Source organism: Arthrobacter sp. UKPF54-2 (assembly GCF_007858535.1).
GTDB lineage: Bacteria > Actinomycetota > Actinomycetes > Actinomycetales > Micrococcaceae > Arthrobacter.
In genome coordinates, this window is the sequence record NZ_CP040174.1 from 2,864,464 (window position 1) to 2,885,864 (window position 21,401).

The 21,401-nt window shown below is 68.5% G+C and carries 19 protein-coding genes; 12 read left to right on the plus strand and 7 right to left on the minus strand.

The genetic code is table 11. From position 1 onward, the window contains the following. Positions 1 to 50: 50 nt before the first annotated feature. Together rpsT and E7Y32_RS13205 are read right to left on the minus strand one after the other, a co-directional pair. Complete coding sequence (rpsT, locus tag E7Y32_RS13200) at positions 51 to 311, minus strand: 30S ribosomal protein S20 (RefSeq protein ID WP_146337500.1); 261 nt, start codon at positions 309 to 311, stop codon at positions 51 to 53. A gap of 223 nt (positions 312 to 534) precedes the next feature. Further along, positions 535 to 1,119 (minus strand): type II toxin-antitoxin system PemK/MazF family toxin, encoded by a 585-nt coding sequence (locus E7Y32_RS13205; protein ID WP_146337501.1) that lies wholly within the window; start codon positions 1,117 to 1,119, stop codon positions 535 to 537. Positions 1,120 to 1,347: 228 nt separating this feature from the next. On the opposite strand from E7Y32_RS13205, the gene lepA reads away from it, so the two are divergent. Together lepA and hemW are read left to right on the plus strand one after the other, a co-directional pair. Beyond that, positions 1,348 to 3,201, plus strand: coding sequence for a translation elongation factor 4 (gene lepA / locus E7Y32_RS13210; protein WP_186466990.1), 1,854 nt, complete (start codon positions 1,348 to 1,350; stop codon positions 3,199 to 3,201). Positions 3,202 to 3,203: 2 nt separating this feature from the next. Further along, a complete protein-coding gene (hemW, locus tag E7Y32_RS13215) occupies positions 3,204 to 4,442 on the plus strand; it encodes a radical SAM family heme chaperone HemW (RefSeq protein ID WP_146337502.1) in 1,239 nt (412 codons plus the stop codon). 36 nt (positions 4,443 to 4,478) lie between these two features. Here the strand turns inward: hemW and E7Y32_RS13220 are convergent, their stop codons facing one another. Both E7Y32_RS13220 and E7Y32_RS13225 read right to left on the minus strand, forming a co-directional pair. Beyond that, positions 4,479 to 4,898, minus strand: a complete 420-nt coding sequence (locus E7Y32_RS13220; RefSeq protein WP_146337503.1) for a DUF4870 domain-containing protein — start codon at positions 4,896 to 4,898, stop codon at positions 4,479 to 4,481. 120 nt (positions 4,899 to 5,018) lie between these two features. Beyond that, positions 5,019 to 5,867 (minus strand): DUF3097 domain-containing protein, encoded by an 849-nt coding sequence (locus E7Y32_RS13225; RefSeq protein WP_146337504.1) that lies wholly within the window; start codon positions 5,865 to 5,867, stop codon positions 5,019 to 5,021. 244 nt (positions 5,868 to 6,111) lie between these two features. On the opposite strand from E7Y32_RS13225, the gene hrcA reads away from it, so the two are divergent. From hrcA to E7Y32_RS13240, 3 genes are all read left to right on the plus strand, one after another. Then, a complete protein-coding gene (gene hrcA / locus E7Y32_RS13230; protein WP_146337505.1) occupies positions 6,112 to 7,125 on the plus strand; it encodes a heat-inducible transcriptional repressor HrcA in 1,014 nt (337 codons plus the stop codon). An 80-nt stretch (positions 7,126 to 7,205) separates the two neighbouring features. Further along, the gene (dnaJ, locus tag E7Y32_RS13235) at positions 7,206 to 8,333 is read left to right on the plus strand and encodes a molecular chaperone DnaJ (protein ID WP_146337506.1); all 1,128 of its coding nucleotides are present in this window, start codon (positions 7,206 to 7,208) and stop codon (positions 8,331 to 8,333) included. Between the two features lie 2 nt (positions 8,334 to 8,335). Further along, positions 8,336 to 9,118, plus strand: coding sequence for a 16S rRNA (uracil(1498)-N(3))-methyltransferase (locus E7Y32_RS13240; protein WP_146337507.1), 783 nt, complete (start codon positions 8,336 to 8,338; stop codon positions 9,116 to 9,118). 40 nt (positions 9,119 to 9,158) lie between these two features. Here E7Y32_RS13240 and E7Y32_RS13245 read toward each other — a convergent pair whose 3' ends face one another. Then, positions 9,159 to 10,043 (minus strand): GerMN domain-containing protein, encoded by an 885-nt coding sequence (locus tag E7Y32_RS13245; protein ID WP_261382447.1) that lies wholly within the window; start codon positions 10,041 to 10,043, stop codon positions 9,159 to 9,161. Positions 10,044 to 10,506: 463 nt separating this feature from the next. On the opposite strand from E7Y32_RS13245, the gene E7Y32_RS13250 reads away from it, so the two are divergent. The 5 genes from E7Y32_RS13250 to E7Y32_RS13270 all read left to right on the plus strand — a co-directional run bounded on the left by E7Y32_RS13250 (position 10,507) and on the right by E7Y32_RS13270 (position 16,088). After that, positions 10,507 to 11,595 (plus strand): PhoH family protein, encoded by a 1,089-nt coding sequence (locus E7Y32_RS13250; RefSeq protein ID WP_146337509.1) that lies wholly within the window; start codon positions 10,507 to 10,509, stop codon positions 11,593 to 11,595. Further along, the gene (gene ybeY, locus E7Y32_RS13255; RefSeq protein ID WP_146337510.1) at positions 11,592 to 12,065 is read left to right on the plus strand and encodes an rRNA maturation RNase YbeY; all 474 of its coding nucleotides are present in this window, start codon (positions 11,592 to 11,594) and stop codon (positions 12,063 to 12,065) included. Before E7Y32_RS13250 ends, ybeY begins: the two co-directional genes overlap by 4 nt. Next, positions 12,062 to 13,393 (plus strand): hemolysin family protein, encoded by a 1,332-nt coding sequence (locus tag E7Y32_RS13260; RefSeq protein ID WP_146337511.1) that lies wholly within the window; start codon positions 12,062 to 12,064, stop codon positions 13,391 to 13,393. Before ybeY ends, E7Y32_RS13260 begins: the two co-directional genes overlap by 4 nt. Beyond that, entirely contained in the window at positions 13,377 to 14,336 is a 960-nt protein-coding gene (era, locus tag E7Y32_RS13265) for a GTPase Era (RefSeq protein ID WP_146337512.1), read from the plus strand. The genes E7Y32_RS13260 and era overlap by 17 nt, the downstream gene beginning before the upstream one ends. 177 nt (positions 14,337 to 14,513) lie before the next feature. After that, on the plus strand, positions 14,514 to 16,088 hold the full coding sequence (locus E7Y32_RS13270; RefSeq protein WP_146337513.1) for an LCP family protein: 1,575 nt from the start codon (positions 14,514 to 14,516) through the stop codon (positions 16,086 to 16,088). Here the strand turns inward: E7Y32_RS13270 and E7Y32_RS13275 are convergent. Both E7Y32_RS13275 and E7Y32_RS13280 read right to left on the minus strand, forming a co-directional pair. Then, a complete protein-coding gene (locus E7Y32_RS13275; RefSeq protein WP_146337514.1) occupies positions 16,078 to 16,527 on the minus strand; it encodes a DUF2975 domain-containing protein in 450 nt (149 codons plus the stop codon). The two genes, E7Y32_RS13270 and E7Y32_RS13275, sit on opposite strands and share 11 nt — an antisense overlap. 64 nt (positions 16,528 to 16,591) lie before the next feature. After that, positions 16,592 to 18,544, minus strand: a complete 1,953-nt coding sequence (locus E7Y32_RS13280) for a M13 family metallopeptidase (RefSeq protein ID WP_146337515.1) — start codon at positions 18,542 to 18,544, stop codon at positions 16,592 to 16,594. 253 nt (positions 18,545 to 18,797) lie between these two features. Between E7Y32_RS13280 and leuA the strand changes: the two genes are divergently transcribed. Both leuA and recO read left to right on the plus strand, forming a co-directional pair. Continuing rightward, on the plus strand, positions 18,798 to 20,537 hold the full coding sequence (gene leuA / locus E7Y32_RS13285) for a 2-isopropylmalate synthase (protein ID WP_146337516.1): 1,740 nt from the start codon (positions 18,798 to 18,800) through the stop codon (positions 20,535 to 20,537). Between the two features lie 108 nt (positions 20,538 to 20,645). Beyond that, positions 20,646 to 21,401 (plus strand): DNA repair protein RecO, encoded by a 756-nt coding sequence (gene recO / locus E7Y32_RS13290; RefSeq protein ID WP_146337517.1) that lies wholly within the window; start codon positions 20,646 to 20,648, stop codon positions 21,399 to 21,401.

The following is a 21,401-nucleotide window of genomic DNA, read 5'->3' on the forward strand; positions in this document are numbered from 1 at the left end:
CACCCAGGGGGTGCCGGCCACAATCATCAGTTCAGTTGAACTGGAAAACCTTAGAGTGCGTTGACCTTCTTGGAGATCGCGGACTTGCGGTTTGCAGCGTTGTTCTTGTGAAGAACACCCTTGCTGACAGCCTTGTCGAGCTTCCGGCTGGCAGAAACCAATGCAGCAGTAGCGGCATCCTTGTCGGTGGACTCAACGGCGGTGTTGACGGCGCGGATGGCCGTCTTCAGCTCGGACTTGACTGCGTTGTTGCGCAGGCGAGCCTTTTCGTTGGTCAGGATGCGCTTCTTCTGGGACTTGATATTAGCCACGTGTGAACTCTCTTTTTCAATGCGGAAAATGGTCTAGAGGGCTTTCAGATTGGCCATTGACTGAGCGGCGTGGGGATACCTATGGCGACCAACCATCTGTGGCCGTCGACCTGCACGGACACACAGCTGTCAATACTAGCAGAGACGCGCGCCCGGTGGCGATTTCCGGCGGCCGCCGCGGGTCGCGGGCGTCCCTGTATGCCGGGGTCCCCGGACGCGTGAGTCAGGACCAGCCGTGCCGGTCGCGCAGCGCCGCGGAGATGGCGCGGAACCGTCCGGCATCGAGAATGGCACCCTCGCGCCGCACGTCCCGGGGGCTGATCTGCAGGACGCGGTCCAGTCTCGCCTCACTCGGTCGCCACTGCCGGTCCCAGGGCCCGGTGCCGATGTCGACGTAGTCGTCGGCGCGGCGGCCGTCGCCGTCGTGGTCCTTGCTGGTGAGCATCAGGCCGAGCAGGTAGCGGCCCTTGCTCCCCACCAGCAGCACCGGGCGGTCCTTGCCCCGGGTGTGGTCCTCCTCGAACGGCACCCAGGTCCAGACGATCTCGCCGGGTTCAGGCCGGCCGTTGGCGGCGGGGCTGTACTGCACCGTGGCCTTGCCGCGGAAATCGCCCGGGTAGGTGCCGGTGAGTCCGCCGGAAGTGCCCGGGGACGTACCGCCGGCGGGGCGGCCGGGGGTGCGGCCGGGGGTACGGCCGGGCTTGCCGCCGGGGCGCCGCGTTTGAGCCGGCGCACCGCCGCCGAGCCGGTCGAGGAAGCGCAGGGCGCCGCGGACGGCGTTGCCGAGGGAACGGAGATTCATGGCCATGGGGAAACCCTACCGGCCGGCTACCGGCCATCGTCCGGCCAACACCCGGCCGGCGCACGTGCAGACTGATGCAGGGCCACGCTCCGGGACGTGGGAGACTATAAGGAACGAGAAATGCGGCGTGCCGCAGCGCGGTGGAACAGGCAACAATGGAACACCGGCTGCGTTCGTCCGTGGAACAGCCAGCCAGTACAGCTCCCAGGTATTGCCAAACAGTAAGGACCCTGCGTGTCTCCCATGGCCCGCACCGCCCCGGTGCCTGCCGCAACAGATCCGGCCCTCATCCGGAACTTCTGCATCATTGCGCATATTGACCACGGCAAGTCCACGCTGGCCGACCGGATGCTCCAGTACACCGGCGTCGTGCAGTCCCGCGACATGAAGGCCCAGTACCTGGACCGGATGGACATCGAGCGCGAACGCGGCATCACCATCAAGTCGCAGGCCGTCCGGATGCCGTGGGAACTCGACGGCACCAGCTACGCGCTGAACATGATCGACACCCCCGGCCACGTCGACTTCACCTACGAGGTGTCCCGCTCGCTGGCCGCATGTGAGGGCGCCGTGCTGCTCGTGGACGCGGCCCAGGGCATTGAGGCGCAGACGCTCGCCAACCTCTACCTGGCGATGGAGAACAACCTCACGATCATCCCGGTCCTGAACAAGATCGATCTGCCCGCGGCGCAGCCGGAGAAGTACGCGGAAGAACTCGCCAACCTGATCGGCGGCGTCCCGGACGAGGTGCTGCGCGTTTCCGGGAAGACCGGCGCCGGCGTCGAAGTCCTGCTGGACAAGATCGTCCGCGACCTCCCCGCCCCGGTCGGCGATCCGAACGCGCCCGCCCGGGCCATGATCTTCGACTCCGTCTACGACACCTACCGCGGCGTCGTCACCTACGTCCGCGTCGTCGACGGCATGCTCCACCCGCGCGAACGCATCCAGATGATGTCCACCCGCGCCACCCACGAACTCCTCGAAATCGGTGTCAGCTCCCCGGAGCCCACCCCGTCCAAGGGCCTGGGCGTCGGCGAGGTCGGCTACCTGATCACCGGCGTGAAGGACGTGCGCCAGTCCAAGGTCGGCGACACCGTCACCAACCTGGCCAAGCCGGCCAGTGACTCGCTGCCCGGCTACGCCGACGCCAAGCCGATGGTCTTCTCCGGCCTGTACCCGCTCGACGGCACCGACTACCCGGTGCTGCGCGACGCGCTGGAAAAGCTGATGCTCAACGACGCCGCGCTGGTCTACGAGCCGGAAACATCGGCCGCGCTGGGCTTCGGCTTCCGCGTCGGTTTCCTGGGGCTGCTGCACCTGGAAATCACCCGCGAGCGGCTCGAACGCGAGTACAAGCTGGACCTCATCTCCACCGCCCCCAACGTGGAGTACGAGGTGACGCTGGAGGACAAGAGGGTCGTCCACGTCACCAACCCCAGCGAATACCCCACCGGCAAGGTCTCCGAAGTCCGCGAGCCGATGGTGGCGGCCACCATCCTGGCCCCGAACGAGTTCGTCGGCGCCATCATGGAGCTGTGCCAGAGCCGCCGCGGCGTGATGGGCGGCATGGACTACCTCTCCGAGGACCGGGTGGAAATCCGCTACCGCCTCCCGCTGGCCGAAATCGTCTTCGACTTCTTCGACATCCTCAAATCCAAGACCCGCGGCTACGGCTCGCTGGACTGGAAGGCCGACGGGGACCAGGTGGCCGACCTCGTCAAGGTGGACATCATGCTCCAGGGCGAGCAGGTGGACGCCTTCAGCGCCATCACCCACCGGGACAAGGCCTACGCCTACGGCGTGATGATGACCGGCAAGCTGCGCGAACTCATCCCGCGCCAGCAGTTCGAGGTGCCGATCCAGGCCGCGATTGGCTCCCGGATCATTGCCCGCGAAAGCATCCGGGCGATCCGCAAGGACGTCCTGGCCAAGTGCTACGGCGGTGACATCACCCGAAAGCGCAAACTGCTGGAGAAGCAGAAGGAAGGCAAAAAGCGCATGAAGATGGTGGGCCGCGTCGAGGTCCCGCAGGAGGCCTTCATCGCCGCCCTGACCACGGAAGAGTCCAAGGACAAGGCCAAGAAGTAGCCATGCCAAGCGCGCTTCCCCTCGGTGACCCCGCGCCGCCGGACGGGCTCCTGCCCGGCCAGGCGCTGGAGGGCGCCGCGGAGCGGGCCTTCGGGCTCTACGTGCACATTCCGTTCTGCGCCGTACGCTGCGGCTACTGTGACTTCAACACCTACACCGCCACCGAGCTCGGCGGCGGTGCCTCGCAGGACGCCTACGCCGGCACCGCCGTCGCCGAGGTGGAGTTCGCCGGCCGGGTGCTCGCAGCAACAGGTCTGCCGGAGCGCCGGCTCAGCACCGTCTTCTTTGGCGGCGGCACGCCGACGCTCTTGCCGGCGGCGGATCTGGCCAGCATCCTGGCGGCCGCCATCAGGACCTGGGGCCTGGAGCCCGGCGCCGAGGTCAGCACCGAGGCCAACCCGGACTCCGTCACCCCCGAATCCCTGCAGCTGCTCGCCGACGCCGGCTTCACCCGGGTTTCGTTCGGCATGCAGTCCGCCGTGCCGCACGTCCTGAAGGTCCTGGACCGCACCCACACGCCCAGCCGCGTGCCGCAGGTGGTCCAATGGGCCCGCGAGGCCGGCCTCGCCGTCAGCCTGGACCTGATCTACGGCACCCCCGGCGAGTCGCTGGAGGACTGGCGGTATTCGCTGGAGACGGCGCTCTCCTACGGCCCGGACCACATCAGCGCCTACGCGCTGATTGTCGAGGACGGTACCAAGCTCGCCGCCCAGATCCGCCGCGGCGAGGTTCCCGGAATCGACGACGACGACCACGCCGCCAAGTACGAACTCGCCGACGAACTGATCACCGCCGCCGGGCTGGGCTGGTACGAGGTCAGCAACTGGGCGCGCACCCCTGAGCAGGCCTGCCGCCACAATCTGGCCTACTGGCGCGGGGACGACTGGTGGGGGATCGGACCGGGCGCCCACTCACATGTCGGCGGGGTCCGCTGGTGGAACGTCAAGCATCCCACGGCCTACGCGTCCCGGCTGGGCTCGGGCGTATCGCCGGCCGCCGGCCGGGAGACCCTCGATTCGGAAACCCGCCACGTCGAGCGCGTGATGCTCGAGGCCCGGCTGGTGACCGGACTGGACATCCCGGGCCTGGGCGGACTGGGGGACACCGGACGGCACGCCGTGGCCGGCCTGATTGCAGACGGGCTTGTGGATCCGGTCAAGGCCTTCAAGGGCCGCCTGGTGCTCACGCTCAAGGGGCGGCTGCTGGCGGACGCGGTGGTCCGCAGGATCCTGCCCGACTAGGAGCAGCCCCCCGCGGGCCTCAAGTGTCCGTTCGCGCTACTTGATCCAGCGGAGGTTGTACTCGTAGCGGTGCGGCTGGCCGCGGTTGACGTGGATGCCCGCGGCCACGGAGAAGCACGCGAGGGCAAGCCAGATGGCGGTCGCCAGGACAGCGAACAGGTTTCCGACCACCGGGACGAACACCAGCAGGTTGGCGAGGACGGCGGCGATCGTAGGCGGCAGCGTGAAGTTGAGGGCTTCCTTCGACTCCTGCGCGGTGAACGGGCCGCGGTCCTTGAAGATCAGGTAGATCAGCAGCGCGGGGATGCAGCCGAGGATGCCGCCAAAGTGCGCCAGGGTGGCCCACTGCCGGTCCTCGCTCGCCGTCAGCGGCAGGGCATTAGCGGGCACGCCGTGATACTGCGACTCGCCATGGCCTGCCTGGTGGTCCGTGTGTTCGCGTGCATCTTCTGCCACGTTTCGTCCTTTGGATTGCGGTGGAGCATTGGTACTTGTGGGGCCGCGGCCGCAACAAACGTTGCGGGCGCCGTTCCAAGAATACGTGCTCGGGCACCGAACCGGCGCACCGCAGGGCGGTTACGGCACCGTAAGGAAGTCGATGACTTCTTCCACCCGGCCCAGCAGGGACGGTTCCAGGTCCGCGTAGCTGCGGACGGCGCCGAGGAGTTTCTGCCAGCCCAGGCCGATGTCCTCCTTGCTGCCGCGCGGCCAGCCGAAGGCCGTGAGGATCCCGGTCTTCCAGTCCACCCCGCGCGGGATCACGGGCCACTGCTCAATGCCCAGCACGGCCGGGCGGATGGCCTGCCAGACGTCCACGTACGGGTGACCCACTATCAGCACGTTGCCGGCGGCCCCCGGGGACGCCATCACGGCGTCGGCGATCCGGGACTCCTTCGAATCCGGAACGAGGTGGTCCACCAGCACACCGAGACGCCGTGCCGGGCCGGGCCCGAACTCCTTCACGGCGGCAGCGAGGTCGTCGATGCCGTGCAGCGGCTCGACGACGATGCCCTCGACCCGCAGGTCATCGCCCCAGACCTTCTCGACGAGCTCGGCGTCGTGCTTGCCTTCCACCCAGATCCGGCTGGCCTTGGCCACCTGGGCGCGCTGTCCGGCCACCCGCACCGAGCCGGAGGCCGTGCGCGCCCCGGCCCCCGCAGCGGGGGCCCGGGGGGCGGGCGGCATGAGCCGGATGGGCTGGCCTTCCAGCAGGAAGCCGAAGCCCAGCCGGAAGGAACGGGACTTGCCGCGCCGGTCTTCGAGGGCCACGACGTGCATGCCGCCGGACTTCTCCACCCGGGTCACGGCGCCCACCCAGCCGGACTGTACGTCCTCCAGCACCATGCCGCGCTCCACCGGGATTTCAGGGAGCTGGGCCTTGGCGGGGGCGGACAGGTCCTGCGGTCCCCAGTTCTGGTACGTCATCTGCTACACACTGCTTTGCGCTCGGAAATTTCGGGGGAGGGAACGGCCCCTCGGCCTGCGGTGTGCCCGGAAACACCTCTTCCGGCGGTCACGCCCGCAGCGAATCCAATGCTAACAACGGCCCGAGTCATATTAGACTGGTTAGCACTTAGGCATGTCGAGTGCTAACCACGGGTTCCCGGGCGCGTCCCGTCACGCCCGGCGGCACCCGGCTCAGTGAAAACAGGTCGATTGGAGGTGGGGCGTGAGCGAGCCACGCAAACTTGAAGTGCTGCGCGCCATCGTGGAGGACTACGTCCATTCCCGTGAACCGGTCGGATCCAAGGCGCTGGTGGAGCGGCACCACCTGGGCGTCTCCAGCGCCACGATCCGCAACGACATGGCAGCCCTGGAGGACGAGGGCCTGATCACGGCGCCGCACACCAGCGCCGGGCGGATCCCCACCGACAAGGGCTACCGCCTGTTCGTGGACCAGATTTCGGCCGTGAAGCCGCTGTCCCCGGCGGAACGCCGAGCCATCCAGGCGCTGCTGGAGGGCTCCGACGACCTCGACGACGTCCTCGACCGGACCGTGCGGCTGCTCTCGCAGCTGACGAACCAGGTCGCCGTCGTGCAGTATCCGCTGCTGAGCAGGGCCCGGGTCCGGCACATCGAATTTGTGCTGCTGGCACCGCGCAAGGTGCTGACCGTGCTGATCGCGGACACCGGCAAGGTCGAACAGCGGGTGATCGACGTCGGCCAGGACCTCGGCGACGAGACCCTCGCGGAACTGCGCACCCTGTTCCTGGCCAAACTGTCGGGCACCCCGTTGAACCTGCTGCCACAATCGCTGCAGGCAGTCGCGGACAGCTGCCCGCCGGCGCGGCGCGGCGCGGCGCAGGCCCTCGCCCGCGGGCTTGAGTCGCTGGCGGCGAGCAGCCGCGAGGAACGGATGGTCATGGCCGGCACGGCCAACTTGGCACGGTCCAACGTGGACTTCCCGCTCAGCATCGGGCCTGTGCTCGAGGCCCTCGAGGAGCAGGTGGTGATGCTGCGCCTGCTCAGCGACATGGCGCAGGACCCCCGTGGCGTCACCGTCAGTATCGGGCGGGAGAACCCCTACGACGGCCTCTCCGAGGCCTCCGTGGTGGCCACCGGCTACGGCCCGGACGCCACCGCCAAGGTCGGGGTGCTCGGACCCACGCGGATGGACTATCCCACCACCATGGCCGCCGTCCGTGCGGTGGCCCGTTACCTTTCACGGATCCTCGGGCCCTGACGGCCCGGCTCCGGCACCAGACGTCTTGCCCGTAACAGGCAGTGCCCCACCGGCAATACAACCAGGAAGAGATACACACTTTGAGCAGCCACTACGACGTTCTTGGAGTCTCCCGCGAAGCGACGGGGGAAGAAATCAAGAAGGCCTACCGCAAACTCGCGCGGACCCTGCACCCCGACGTGAACCCCGGTAACGACGCCTCGGACCGGTTCAAGGCGGTTACGCACGCCTACGAGGTGCTCTCCGATCCGCAGAAACGCCGGGTCTACGACACCACGGGCAACGAGAACGGCACCGACAACGGCTTCGGCGGCGGCTACGCCGGGCAGGGCTTCGCCTTCCAGGACATCTTCGAGACCTTCTTCGGCGGCGCCGGCGGCCAGGGCGGCCCCGCGTCCAGGGTCCGGCGCGGGCAGGACGCCCTGATCAGCGTCCGGATTGACCTTCGCGACGCCGTCTTCGGCGTCAACAAGAAGCTCGAGGTGGACACCGCCGTCACGTGCCCCACCTGCGAGGGCTCCTGCTGCCGCGAGGGCAGCCACCCCGAACGCTGCGACATCTGCGGCGGCAGCGGCCAGGTCCAGCGCGCGGTGCGCTCCATCCTCGGCCAGGTCATGACCACCGCCCCGTGCGGCAGCTGCGAAGGCTTCGGTACCGTGATCAAGGACCCGTGTAATGAGTGCGCCGGCCAGGGCCGGATCCGCAGCCGCCGCTCGCTCACCGTCAAGGTCCCGGCCGGCGTCGCCACCGGAACCCGCATCCAGCTCTCCGGCCAGGGTGAAGCCGGCCCGGCCGGCGGTCCCTCCGGCGATCTGTACGTCGAGATCCGGGTCAACAGCGACCCGACCTTCGACCGTGAGGGTGACGACCTGCACGCGACCCTGCACATTCCGATGACCGCGGCCGCCCTGGGCACGGAAGTGACCTTCGAGACCTTCGACGGCGCGCAGGAGATTGACGTCAAGGCAGGCACCCAGTCGGGCGAGGTCATCACGCTTCGCGGCATGGGTGTGACCCACCTGCGCGGCTACGGCCGCGGCGACCTCAAGGTACACCTCCAGGTGGACACCCCGGCCAAGCTCGACCCCGCCCAGGAGGACCTTCTCCGCCAGCTCGCCAAACTCCGCGGCGAGCAGTTCACCGAGGGCAAGCTGGCCGCCGGCGGCGGCGTCTTCGCCAAACTGCGGGACCGGCTCGGTAACCTGTAGCGGTGAGTAACCCGGTCTTCTTCACGCCGGCAGGGACCCTGGACGACCAGGCCCCCGGTACAACGTTCGTCCTCACGGGCGCCGAGGCGCGCCACGCGGTGACCGTCAAGCGGCTGGCCGTGGGGGAGGCGGTCGACCTTGCCGACGGCGCGGGCACCCGCATCACCGGCACCGTCACGGCCGTCGCGCCCCAGGAGTTGACGGTGGAATGCGTCGAGGCCAGCACCGAGGCGCGGCCGGACATCAGGCTGGTCCTGGTGCAGGCGCTGGCCAAGGGCGACCGCGACGAACTCGCCGCCGAAACCGCCACCGAACTGGGCATCGACGCCGTCGTGCCCTGGCAGGCGGAGCGGTCGATCGTCCGTTGGAAGCCCGAGCGCGCCGCGAAGGCGCACGCCAAGTGGCAGTCCGTGGTGACGGCCGCCGCAAAGCAGGCGCGCCGCGCCTGGATCCCGGAAGTCCGGTACGCCGTCGACGGCGGCGGCCTGCAGGCAGCCGTGGCGGCCGCGGATCTCGCCGTTATCCTGCACGAGGACGCGGTGCGTCCGCTTCGCCAGGTGCTGGAAACCTGGCGCGGCGAGGCCCAAGGGCAGGGGAACGACGGCGGCGAACCGCGCGAGGTGCTCCTGATTGTCGGTCCCGAGGGCGGGATCAGCCCCCGCGAGGTCACCCGGCTGTGCGACGCCGGTGCGGTGACCGCCCTGCTGGGCCATCATGTGCTGCGCTCGTCCACCGCGGGCCCCGCTGCCACCGTGCTGGCCAGCGACGTGCTCGGCCGCTGGTAGCCGGAGGGCTGGAGGGCGGCGCCGCTGCCCGGCGCCCTGCCTAGCGGACGGTGAAGCCGCGGGTGTCCACGTTCAGGTCCTGCACCGAGCTGGCCGGGTCCACCTGCGACACCCGGGCCTCATAGCTGCCGGGACCGAGGTTCAGCGAGAAGTTGAACAGGCCGGCCTGCGCGCCGTCGGGGGATGCGGTGATGTTGCCGTTCAGGTAGGGGGTCTTGGTGGTGCCGTCGACGCGCTGGATTTCCCAGCGCAGCTTGCCGCCCGGGACGGTGCTCCGGCCGGAAAACTTCACGGCCCCGTCGGCTGCCTGGGTGCCCTCCTGCGGATCGACGATCCACACCGGTGCCACCATGCCGGCGCTGCGCGAGGTCGGCGAACCGAGCCGGACGCGGTTGAACGCGACGTAGTCGGTGTGCCCGTCCACCAGGATGACCACCTGGATCTGCTGCCCGGCGTCGGTCAAGCCCGCGCTGGCACCGGCGGCGGTGGCGGTGTAGACCAGCTGCTGGATCGCGCGTTCGGCCATGTCGGCGTCGAGGTTGCTGTTGAACGCGTCCGCCGACACGTCGACTGTGATCACGTTCTTGCCGGAAATCGAGGTGGCCAGCTTTTTCGGGTTCTGCCACGGGGTGAAGAAGTCGGGATCCAGCGGTTTCTCGGACATCATCACCCGCAGGGCCCGCGTGATCGGGTTGTCCTGCTCGGAGACGTCCCGGAACTCCCGGTAGAGGAAGACGTTGTTGTTGCTGCGTCCGATCCAGTAGACCGGGGCCTTGTTGGACGCCTGCGTGGACTCCAGCGGCGCGCTGGTGGTGGCGGCGCCCGCGGCCGGGCCGGGGACCGTCTGGGTGGGAGTGCCCGAGTCGGTGATCCCCGGCTGGGGTGTGGCCACGCAGCCGGACAGGGCCAGGGCGGCGGGCAGCACCAGGAGCAGGGCGCCGCGGCGCGCACGCCGGCCTGCTGCCTTGACTACTCCACGCTGGCTGATGGCCGCCGTCCCTTCGCTGTGTGCACTGATTCGTGCACTGCTCCGTGCCTGCCGGGTTTGTTCCGCATGCAGGGTGTCCGCCGCGCCGGGGTGGCCGTGCTCCGTCAGGGAAGGGCGGCGCCGGGCCCGGCAGGGCCGAATCCAGCATTACACAGCGCCCGGGCGCTCCGGGCGGGTTTCCCGGCCGGCCGGCGAACTGCAACGGGAACGATATGAGGACGATATGAAGTTGATACCTAATGTCGCTGCCCCGGGCCCCGGGCGCCGGTCCCGGGCCGGGCTGGCGTAAGATAAAGGGACCCGCCGGAACCCGGCGCCGACGGCCCGGACCGGCGTCGGCCGGCAACGGCGGGCGACCATTTCCGAACTGGAGGGGACCAGAGGCCCACGGGCCAACACCATGACTGAAGCAGCCAACGGCAAGGCCCGGATCAGCGCGGGCGAGCGCACCGCAGGGGAATTTCCCCACTCCCTCCCAGGCCTGCGGACGGAAGTGGTCCTGTTCGACAACTCCGACCAGATGGTGCAGTCCCTGGGCAGCCACGATGAGGCCCTGCGCTTCATCGAAACCCAGTTCCCCGACGTCGACTTCCATGTCCGCGGCAACGAGCTCGCCATCAGCGGCCCGGCCGCCGACGTGCCCCGGATCATGCGCCTGCTCAACGAAGTGCGCGGCCTCGTGGCCCGCGGCACCGTCATCACGCCCGCCGTGCTGCAGCAGTTGGTCTCACTGCTGCGCAGCCAGTCGCTGCAGAATCCCGTGGACGTCCTGACCACCAACATCCTCTCCAGCCGCGGCAAGACCATCCGGCCCAAGACCCTGAACCAGAAGAACTATGTGGATGCGATCGACGCGAACACGGTGATCTTCGGGATCGGCCCGGCCGGCACCGGCAAGACCTACCTGGCCATGGCCAAGGCGGTCCAGGCCCTGCAGCAGAAGGAAGTCAACCGGATCATCCTGACCCGTCCGGCGGTGGAAGCGGGGGAGCGGCTGGGCTTCCTGCCGGGCACGCTCAGCGACAAGATCGATCCCTACCTGCGCCCGCTCTACGATGCGCTGCACGACATGATGGATCCCGAATCGATCCCTCGGCTGATGGCAGCCGGCACCATCGAGGTGGCGCCGCTGGCCTACATGCGCGGGCGCACGCTCAACGACGCTTTCATCATCCTGGACGAGGCCCAGAACACCACGCCCGAGCAGATGAAGATGTTCCTCACCCGGCTGGGCTTCGGCTCCAAAATGGTCGTCACCGGCGACGTCACCCAGGTGGACCTGCCGTTCGGCACCCGTTCCGGGCTGCGGATCGTCGAAGAGATCCTGCAGGGAATCGAGGACGTCAATTTCTCGGGCCTGGACGCCTCCGACGTCGTCCGGCACCGGCTGGTGGGCGACATCGTGACCGCCTACAGCAACTGGGACGAGACACAAAGGAACCGGGTCAAGCCTTCCGTCGCCCGGGAGAACCGGGGAGAACGCGCATGAGCATCGAGGTCAACAACGAATCAGGCGTGAGCGTCGACGAAGCGGAACTGGTGGCCCTGGCCCGGTTTGTCTTCGAACGGCTCTTCATCCACCCGCAGGCGGAACTCTCCATCCTGCTGGTCGACGAGCCCGCCATGGAGAAGCTGCACATCGAACTCATGGACGAGCCGGGGTCCACGGACGTGCTCTCCGTGCCGATGGACGAGCTCACCCCCGGCACGCCGGACAAGCCGACACCGCAGGGCATGCTGGGCGACATCGCGATCTGCCCCCAGGTGGCCGAGGTGCAGGCCAAGAACGCCGGGCACTCGACCCAGGACGAGATGCTTCTGCTCACCACCCACGGCATCCTGCACCTGCTCGGCTTTGACCACGCGGAACCGGAGGAGAAGGAAGAGATGTTCGGCCTGCAGCGCGAGCTGCTCTCCGGCTTCACCGGCAGGGACGCCCCGGCAGAGACGATGCAGTGACCCCACTGATCCTGGCCGGCATGGCGCTGGTCTTCCTCAGCTTTGCCGCCGTCCTCACCGCGGCCGAGGCGGCCTTCAACTACCTTCCCCGGCACGACGCCGAACACGCAATCCTGCACAGCCGCGGCACCGCGCTGAAACGGATCATGGGCCAGCCGGTCGCGCACATGCGCGCGCTGCGGTTCTGGCGTGTGTGGTTCGAGATGGCCTCCGCGGTGGCCGTGACCGTGCTGCTCCACAGCCTGCTGGACAACGTCTGGCTCGCGGGCCTGGCCGCCACGGGCATCATGGCCCTGGTGGGCTTTGTGATCGTCGGTGTGTCCCCGCGCCAGCTGGGCCGGGTGCACTCGGCCGGACTGGTCCGGTTCTCGGCGCCGCTGATCCGCTGGCTCTGCTGGGTGCTCGGCCCCATCCCGGGCTGGCTGGTCACCGTCGGCAGCGCCGTCGCCCCCGGCGCGCCGGCGGACAACGAGGCCTTCTTCAGCGAAGAGGAGTTCCGCGAACTGGTTGAACGCGCCAGCGAATCCGACGTGATCGAGGATAACGAGGCCGAGCTGATCCAGTCGGTCTTCGACTTCGGCGACACGCTGGTCCGCTCCGTTATGGTGCCCCGGACCGACATCCTCTGCATCGACTCGGGCTCCAGCCTGCACCGGGCGATGTCGCTGTTCCTGCGCTCCGGGTACTCGCGGATCCCGGTCATCGGGGAAAACACGGACCAGATCCTCGGCATCGTGTACCTCAAGGACGTCGCCGCAGTGGTCCACAACCTGGCCCCGGGCCAAGAGCCGCCGCTCGTCGACGAACTGGCCCGCGAGGTCCGCTACGTCCCCGATTCGAAGCCGGTGAGCGAGCTGCTCCGCGAGCTGCAAAAGGAATCGACGCACGTCGCGATCGTGATCGACGAGTACGGCGGGACCGCCGGGCTGGTCACGCTGGAGGACCTGATCGAGGAACTCGTCGGCGAGATCGTGGATGAATACGACACGGAGGCCGCCGAAGCCGTGGAACTGGGCGACGGCAGCTACCGGGTCAGTGCCAAGATGAGCATCGACGACCTCGGCGAGCTCTTTGACCTCGAACTCGACGACGACGAGGTGGACACCGTGGGCGGGCTGCTCGCGAAGGCCCTCGGCCGGGTGCCGATCGTCGGGAGCACCGTCGCTGTCGACGGCGTCACCCTCCGTGCCGACCGGCTCGAGGGACGCCGGAACCGTGTCAGCCACATCATTGCGGCCGCAGTTCCAAAGGAAGAAACTGACCTTGAAGACCTTCTCGACGAGGCCGAACCAACGCAACAGGGAGTTCCACGTGAGCAAGCAGAATAAGTCCGACGGCGAAGCGCCCTTCGGCGGTTACCGGGCCGGTTTCGCGGTGCTGGTGGGACGGCCCAACGCGGGCAAATCCACGCTCACCAACGCCCTGGTCGGGCAGAAGGTCGCCATCACCTCGGCCAAGCCGCAGACCACCCGCCACACCATCCGCGGCATCGTGCACCGCGAGGACTCCCAGCTGATCCTCGTCGACACCCCCGGACTGCACCGGCCGCGCACCCTGCTCGGCAAGCGCCTGAACGAACTCGTCGCCGATACCCTCGCCGAGGTCGACGCGATCGGTTTCTGCCTGCCCGCCAACGAAAAGATCGGCCCCGGGGACAAGTTCATCGCCGCACAGCTCGCCGCCCTCGGAAACAAGCCGGTCATCGCGGTCGTGACGAAGGCCGACACCGTGGACCGCCAGGGGCTGACCGAGCAGCTGCTCGCCGTCGCCGCCCTGGGCCGCGAGGTGCTGGGCGGGGAGGGCTGGAAGGACATCGTGCCGGTCTCCGCCACGGACGGCTTCCAGGTCGGCACCGTCGCGGACGTACTTATCAGCCACATGCCGCCGTCGCCGCCGCTCTACCCGGACGGGCACCTGACCGACGAGCCCGAAGCGGTGATGATCGCCGAACTGATCCGCGAGGCCGCCCTCGAAGGCGTGCGTGACGAACTTCCACACTCCCTCGCGGTGGTGGTCGACGAGATCGTTCCGCGCGAGGGACGCCCCGAGGACCGCCCCTTCCTGGACGTGCGGGTAAACCTCTACGTGGAGCGGCCCTCGCAGAAGGCCATCATTATCGGTAAGGGCGGCGCCCGGCTCCGGGAGGTCGGCACCACGGCCCGCAAGGCCATCGAGGCGCTGCTCGGGGCCCGGATCTACCTTGACCTGCACGTTAAAGTCGCCAAGGACTGGCAGCGCGACCCGAAGCAGTTGGTGAAACTGGGCTTCTAACCCCCGACGACGACAGCGGGACGGCCGGCGGGCCACGCGCCCGCCGCTCAGCTTCCCGCACCGCCGGCCCGGACCGCGGAATGGCGCCGCGGCCCCGGCCCGGCACGCCCATCGGGATTTTCCCAGTTTCGGCCACTAAAATGGTCAGACTCCCGCTCGCTAAGGAAGGCACCACCCGTGGTTCGACCCCGTGACAACCGTGCAGACGGAACCGGTTCCCCGGTTCGGTCAAACGCCGCTGCCCGGCACACGGAAGACACTTCCGTCGGCCCCGCCCGCCATCTGGGGGCCGCGCCGCGGACCCCGGTGTGGCTGAAGGCCACCACCCTCATCATTTCGGTTTTGCTCGTGGGCGTGGTCGCCTTCGGCGCGTACTGGTTCATCCGGCTGCAGGGAAATATCACCAAGCAGGCGCTCGGCGCGGGGAACAGCCGGACCGAGGACGCCGTGGACGAAGCAAAGGACCGGATGCAGATCCTGATCCTCGGCTCGGACACCCGCGACGGCAAGAACTCGCAGTACGGCAGCGCGGCCGAATCCACCGGCTACGGCCACTCGGACGTGATGATGCTGATGGACATCTCCGCGGACAACAAACGCGTGAGCGTGGTCAGCTTCCCGCGCGATTTGCTGGTGGACATTCCCAAGTGCGTGGACCAGAAAACGAAGCGCGAGTTCCCTGCCCAGAAGAACGTCATGATCAACGCCGCCATGTCCGAGGCCGGCATCGGCTGCGCCGTGGACACGGTCAACAAGATTACCGGCCTGGAGGTCGACCACTTTATGATGGCCGATTTCAACTCGGTCAAGGAGCTGTCCAACACTGTCGGCGGCGTCGACGTCTGTGTCAGTGACGCCATCTACGACCCCGACTCCGGGCTCCGGCTGCCCAAGGGCACCTCCAAGGTCCAGGGCGAGCAGGCGCTGTCCTTCGTCCGGACGCGGCACGCCTTCGGGGACGGCAGCGACCTCGGCCGGATCAAGGCCCAGCAGGGTTTCCTGTCCTCCCTGGTCCGCAAAATCAAGGACGACGGCACCTTTTCGAACCCCGGCCGGATGCTCGGCATTGCGGACGCGATCACCAAGAACCTGACCATCGACGATGGGCTCGCCTCTGTTCCGACGCTGTTGACGGTCGGAAACCGGCTCAAGGATATTGATGTCAGCAAGGTTGCCTTCGTCGCGGCCCCGACCGAGCCTGCTGTGTCCGACCAGAACCGGTTGCAGCTGGCCGAACCGGCGGCTTCGCAGCTGTTCGCGGCCATGCGCAAGGACATCGACCTGACCGACCCGGCCGCGAAGCCGGATGCCTCGGCCAGTGCTTCCGCCAGTGCGGAACCCTCCGCCAGCCAGAGCCCCGCCGCCCCGGCCTACAACAAGGCCCTGCAGCCGGTGACCGTGGCCAACGGCTCCGGCGACCCGGCCCGGGCCAAGGAACTGGTGGCCGCGCTGACCGCGGGCGGCTTCACCCAGACGGGGCAGCTGACCGCGAAGGCGGTGGCGAAGACGGCCGTGTACTACGGGGCGGACTTTGCTGACGTCGCCGCCGACGTCGCCGCGCTGCTCGGGATCCCGGCCTCCCAGGTGCTCCCGGCGGCCGGCGTCAGCGGCGTGCAGGTCTATGTGGGCCGCGACTACGCCGGCGCCACCCAGCAACCGGACGCCCCGGCGACACTGCCGCCGGACATCGTCAACCAGACCGCCGGGGACACCGTCTGCCAGCAGGCCAACCCCGCGCTGATTACACGCTAGGAAGCGCCGGGTTGCCGGCGAGGAATGCCAGCGTTCCCAGTGTGATGAGCGCGGTGAACCCTGCGGCGAGGAGCCCCAGCATCACCCCCGGGGGTGTGTGGCCCAAGCGGTTGAGCGCCACGAAAGCGGCGACTACCAGCGCGACGAAGGCGGCGAGGCAACCGCCCGCCGCGGCGAGCAGCTTGCCCGGCGCGATGCCGCTGCGGCCGTCACGGCGGCGCCGGAGAAGCTGCACGGCAATGACGGCGATGGCCTGCCAGCAGGCGATCGAGCAGACACCCCAGACGATGGCCGGGACCGTGAGGGGCCGGACCTCAGGGAAAAGGGTCACCGCCCGCTCCACCGCTGCCGGCAGGACCCAGGCTTGCACCACCACGGACAGGAGCACGAGGAGAAGGAGCGCGGCGAGCGCCGCGGATGCGGATCTGCGTCCCAGCATTGTTCCCCCGTCTCCTGATGCCAAGCGTCCGGACGAGGGCGACCCTACCAGCGGCGGCTGCCCGCTACCAGATACTCACCCGCTCCTCCGGCGCGAGCCACATCCCGTCCTGCTCCGCGGTTTCGAAGGCCGCGTGGAAGGCATCGAGGTTCTTGGCGATGTTGTTGGTGCGGAACTCGTTGGGGGAGTGCGGATCCGTGGCCAGCCTGCGGACGGCCTCCTCGCCGCGGATCACCTGCCGCCAGCTCGCGGCCCAGGACGCGAAGAACCGCTGCGCGCCGGTAAGCCCGTCCAGCACCGGCGGCTCCTGACCGCCGAGGCTGATCTGGTACGCCTTGTATGCAATGGTGAGGCCGCCAAGGTCGCCGATGTTCTCACCGAGTGTCAGCTTGCCGTTGACGTGATGGCCCGCGGCTTCGGCAGGGGAGAGGGCATCGAACTGGGCCACGAGCTTGGAGGTCAGGGCCTCGAACGCGGTCCGGTCCGCCTCGGTCCACCAGTTGCGGAGCAGGCCGCTGCCGTCGTACTGGGAGCCCTGGTCATCAAAACCGTGACCGATCTCATGGCCGATCACGGCCCCGATGCCGCCGTAGTTGACGGCGTCGTCGGCGTCGGCGGTGAAGAACGGCGGCTGCAGGATCGCGGCCGGGAACACGATCTCGTTCAGCAGCGGGTGGTAGTAGGCGTTGACGGTCTGCGGCGTCATGAGCCACTTCTCCCGGTCCACCGGTTTGCCCACCTCGTCCAGGTGCCGGTCGACGTCGGCGCTGTGGGCACGCTCCACGTTGCCGAGCAGGTCCGCCGCGTCAATGACCACGGCGGAGTAGTCGATCCACTTGTCCGGGTAGCCGATCTTGGCCCGGAACGAATCGAGCTTTTTCAGCGCCTCCACCTTGGTCTCTTCGCCCATCCAGGCCAGGTCCGTGATCGACCCGCGGTACGCCTCGATCAGGTTGGCGACCAGGGCGCGCATGTGGTCCTTGTGGCTTTCCGGGAAGTGCCGGGCCACGTAGATCTGCCCGACCGCCTCGCCCAGGGCGGCCTCGACGACGGCGACGCCCCGCTTCCAGCGGTCCCGGTTGCGCGGCGTGCCGCTCAGCGTGGTGCCGTAGAACGCGAAGTTCGCGTCCACGAAGGCGGCCGACAGGTACGGCGCGGCCGCGCTGATGACTCGCAGTGCCAGCCATTCCTGCCAGACGGACAGCGGCACCGTTCCCAGCAGCGCGGCCGTGCCCGCGAAGAAGTCCGGGGTGCTGACCACAAGCTCGGCGCGTTTCTCCGGGGCGATGCCGGCGGCGTCGAACCAGTCCGGGAGCAGCGGGAACAGCTGCGCAACCTCCCCGGCCGACTTCAGGTTGTAGGTTTTCTGCGGGTTGCGCAGCGTGACCTTGTCCCAGTGGTGCGCCGCCAGGGACGTCTCCAGCTCCACCACGCGGGCCGCAGCGCCCTCGGCGTCGGGGATGCCGGCGAGCCCGAACATGGTGCGGACGTGGTCGCGGTACGCCTGGACCATCGGCGCGAATTTCTCGTCGCGGTAATAGGATTCGTCCGGCAGCCCCAGTCCGCCCTGGCCGGTGTAGAGCAGGATCCGGTCCGGGTTGCCCGCGTCCGGGGCAGGATAGATGTAGAACAGTCCGGAGACGTCGGCGCGGAACAGCCGCCCGGCGAGCCGGACCAGCTCGGCCACGGACGCGGTGGCGAAAACCTCGGCGAGCCGGGCGCGGATCGGTTCCGCCCCCTTGGCCTCCACCGTGTCCTCGTCCATAAAGCTGTTGTACAGGTCCCCGATCTTGCGTTCGATGCCGGTCGCGTCCGCGCCGCGGCCGGCCGCGTCCAGGATGATCTCCTTGACCGCCAGCTCCGACCCGTCGCGCAGCGCCGTGAAGGTCCCCTCGAGCGGCCGGTCGTCCGGGATCGGGGTGTTCTTCAGCCACCTGCCGTTGAAGTGCCGGTAAAGGTCGTCCTGGGGGCGGACGCCGGCGTCGATGGTGGACTGGTCAATCCCGGAAAGCGGCACTGCTGGCTCCTTCGAAGGGGACGCTGCGCCGGGCCTGGCACCGGTGCGGCGTCTGCATGGTGGACGTTGCGGAGGTATGGCTCCTTCATCTTACGCACCCGTGTTAGTGTGAAAATGTGCGCGCAGAACTGCTCCTTCTTAGCTGCCGCGGCGAGGCCTCAGACGCGATCTAGCGCAAGGCCAAACCTCGCTGCGGAGTTTGTGTTGCCCGGCCACCCTTTCACCAGGAACCACAGAAAAGGCCCCGATAGTAATGCGAAACGCACAGCAGCCCTCAGGAATGCCGGTCCACCGCTACGTCCCGTTCCAGGACCTGATCACGGTCGAACTGCCGGACCGCACCTGGCCGGACAAGGTCATCACCAAGGCCCCGCGCTGGTGCGCGGTCGACCTGCGTGACGGCAACCAGGCCCTGATCGACCCGATGAGCCCGGCCCGCAAGATGAAGATGTTCGACCTGCTGGTCCGGATGGGCTACAAGGAAATAGAGGTCGGGTTCCCGTCGGCCTCGCAGACGGACTTCGACTTCGTCCGCCACCTCATCGAGGGCAACCGCATTCCGGACGACGTCACCATCCAGGTCCTGACCCAGGCCCGCGAACACCTGATCGAGCGGACCTACGAATCTCTGGTCGGCGCCAAGCAGGCCATTGTGCACCTCTACAACTCGACGTCGGTCCTGCAGCGCCGGGTCGTGTTCAACCAGGACGAGGACGGCATCCTCGACATCGCCCTGCAGGGTGCCCGGCTGTGCAAGAAGTACGAGGAAACCCTCGTGGACACCCACATCACCTACGAGTACTCGCCGGAGTCCTTCACCGGCACTGAACTCGCCTACGCCGTGCGGGTCTGCAACGCCGTCGCAGACGTCTTCGAAGCCTCCGCCGACCGACAAGTGATCATCAACCTGCCGGCCACGGTCGAGATGGCCACCCCCAACGTGTACGCCGATTCCATCGAGTGGATGAGCCGGCACCTGCACCCGCGCGAGGGCATTATCCTGTCCCTGCACCCGCACAATGACCGCGGGACCGGCGTCGCGGCCGCCGAGCTCGGCTACCTGGCCGGGGCCGACCGGATCGAGGGCTGCCTGTTCGGCAACGGGGAGCGGACCGGCAACGTGGACCTGGTCACCCTGGGCCTGAACATGTTCGTCCAGGGCATCGACCCGATGATCGACTTCTCCGACATCGACGACGTCCGCCGCACGGTCGAGTACTGCAACCAGCTGCCCGTCGCGGAACGCTCGCCCTACGGCGGGGACCTGGTCTTCACGGCCTTCTCCGGCTCCCACCAGGACGCCATCAAGAAGGGCCTGGAAGCCCTGGAACGGGACGCGGCCGCCGCCGGCAAGGACATCGCCGACTACCCCTGGCAGGTCCCGTACCTGCCGGTGGACCCCAAGGACCTCGGCCGCAGCTACGAGGCCGTGATCCGGGTCAACTCGCAGTCCGGCAAGGGCGGCGTGGCGTACCTGCTCAAAAACGAGCACAACCTGGACCTGCCGCGCCGCGCGCAGATCGAGTTCTCCGGCGTGATCCAGCGCCGCACCGACACGGTGGGCGGCGAAGTCAGCGGCAGCCAGCTGTGGCAGCTCTTCCAGGACGAGTACCTGCCCTCCGCCGCGGCTGAGACCCAGTGGGGCCGCTACGCCCTCGGCGCGGTCAGCACCGAATCGGATGAAGACGGCACCATGACCCTGACCGCCGCGCTCAAGGTGGACGGCAAGCCGCTGCGGCGCACCGGGACCGGCAACGGCCCGATCGCGGCGCTGCTGAGCATCCTGCGTGAGGACGGCGTGGACGTCCGCGTGCTGGACTACAGCGAGCACGCCCTCTCCGAGGGCGGCAGCGCCCAGGCCGCAGCCTACGTCGAATGCGCCGTGGGGGAGCGGGTGCTGTGGGGAGTCGGGATCGACGCCAACACCTCCATGGCCTCACTCAAGGCCGTCATCTCCGCCGTCAACCGCGCCATCCGGGACGCCCGCGCCTAGCAGCCCGCCGCGCCGCGCCGCCGGATCCTCCAGCGGCGCGGTGCCGCGTGCCGGCAGGGCCGCATTTCCAATGGCAGTGTTTCCCCGAACTCAGTGCGAAGATTAACTGTGGCCCAACCCTCTTCCTTTGCTGCGCGCGCCTATCGCGACGACGCCGTGGTGCTGCGCACCCACAAACTCGGCGAAGCGGACCGCATCATCACCCTGCTGACCAAGCACCACGGGCAGGTCCGGGCGGTCGCCAAGGGTGTCCGCCGGACCAGCAGCCGCTTCGGCGCCAGGCTGGAACCGTTTATGGTCGCGGACCTGCAGCTGATCTCCGGGCGTACCCTGGACGTGGTCACGCAGGCCGTCGCCAAGGGCGCCTACGGCTCCAGCATCGCCGCCGACTATGGCCGCTACACCGTGGCGGCCGCGATGACCGAGACGGCGGAGAAGCTCACCGACGTCGACGGCGAGGCCGGCACCGCCCAATACAACCTGCTGGTCGGCGCGCTGGCGTCGCTGAGCCGCGGCGACCACGCCCCCGAGCTGATCTTGGATTCCTACCTGCTCCGCGCCCTGTCCACCGGCGGCTGGGCGCCCAGCTTTACCGACTGCGCCCGCTGCGGTGCGAGGGGGCCGCACACCGCGTTTTCCGCCGCGCTGGGGGGCATGGTCTGCGGGGAGTGCCGGCCGCCGGGTTCCCCCGCGCCTGCCTCGGAGACGGTGCTGCTGCTGGGGGCGCTGCTGACCGGCAACTGGACGGCGGCGGACGCCTCCGCGCCGGTCCACCGCCGGGAAGCCGCCGGCCTGGTGGCAAGCTACCTGCAGTGGCATCTGGAACGCGTCCTGAAATCCCTCAAACATGTGGAGCGAACATAA

Coding starts and splice junctions, on each gene's coding strand:
- E7Y32_RS13205 (WP_146337501.1), bottom strand. CDS start 1,119: ATGGCCATGAATCTCCGTTCCCTCGGCAACGCCGTCCGCGGCGCCCTG.
- hemW (WP_146337502.1), top strand. CDS start 3,204: ATGCCAAGCGCGCTTCCCCTCGGTGACCCCGCGCCGCCGGACGGGCTC.
- E7Y32_RS13225 (WP_146337504.1), bottom strand. CDS start 5,867: ATGACGTACCAGAACTGGGGACCGCAGGACCTGTCCGCCCCCGCCAAG.
- E7Y32_RS13250 (WP_146337509.1), top strand. CDS start 10,507: ATGACTGAAGCAGCCAACGGCAAGGCCCGGATCAGCGCGGGCGAGCGC.
- ybeY (WP_146337510.1), top strand. CDS start 11,592: ATGAGCATCGAGGTCAACAACGAATCAGGCGTGAGCGTCGACGAAGCG.
- E7Y32_RS13275 (WP_146337514.1), bottom strand. CDS start 16,527: ATGCTGGGACGCAGATCCGCATCCGCGGCGCTCGCCGCGCTCCTTCTC.
- leuA (WP_146337516.1), top strand. CDS start 18,798: ATGCGAAACGCACAGCAGCCCTCAGGAATGCCGGTCCACCGCTACGTC.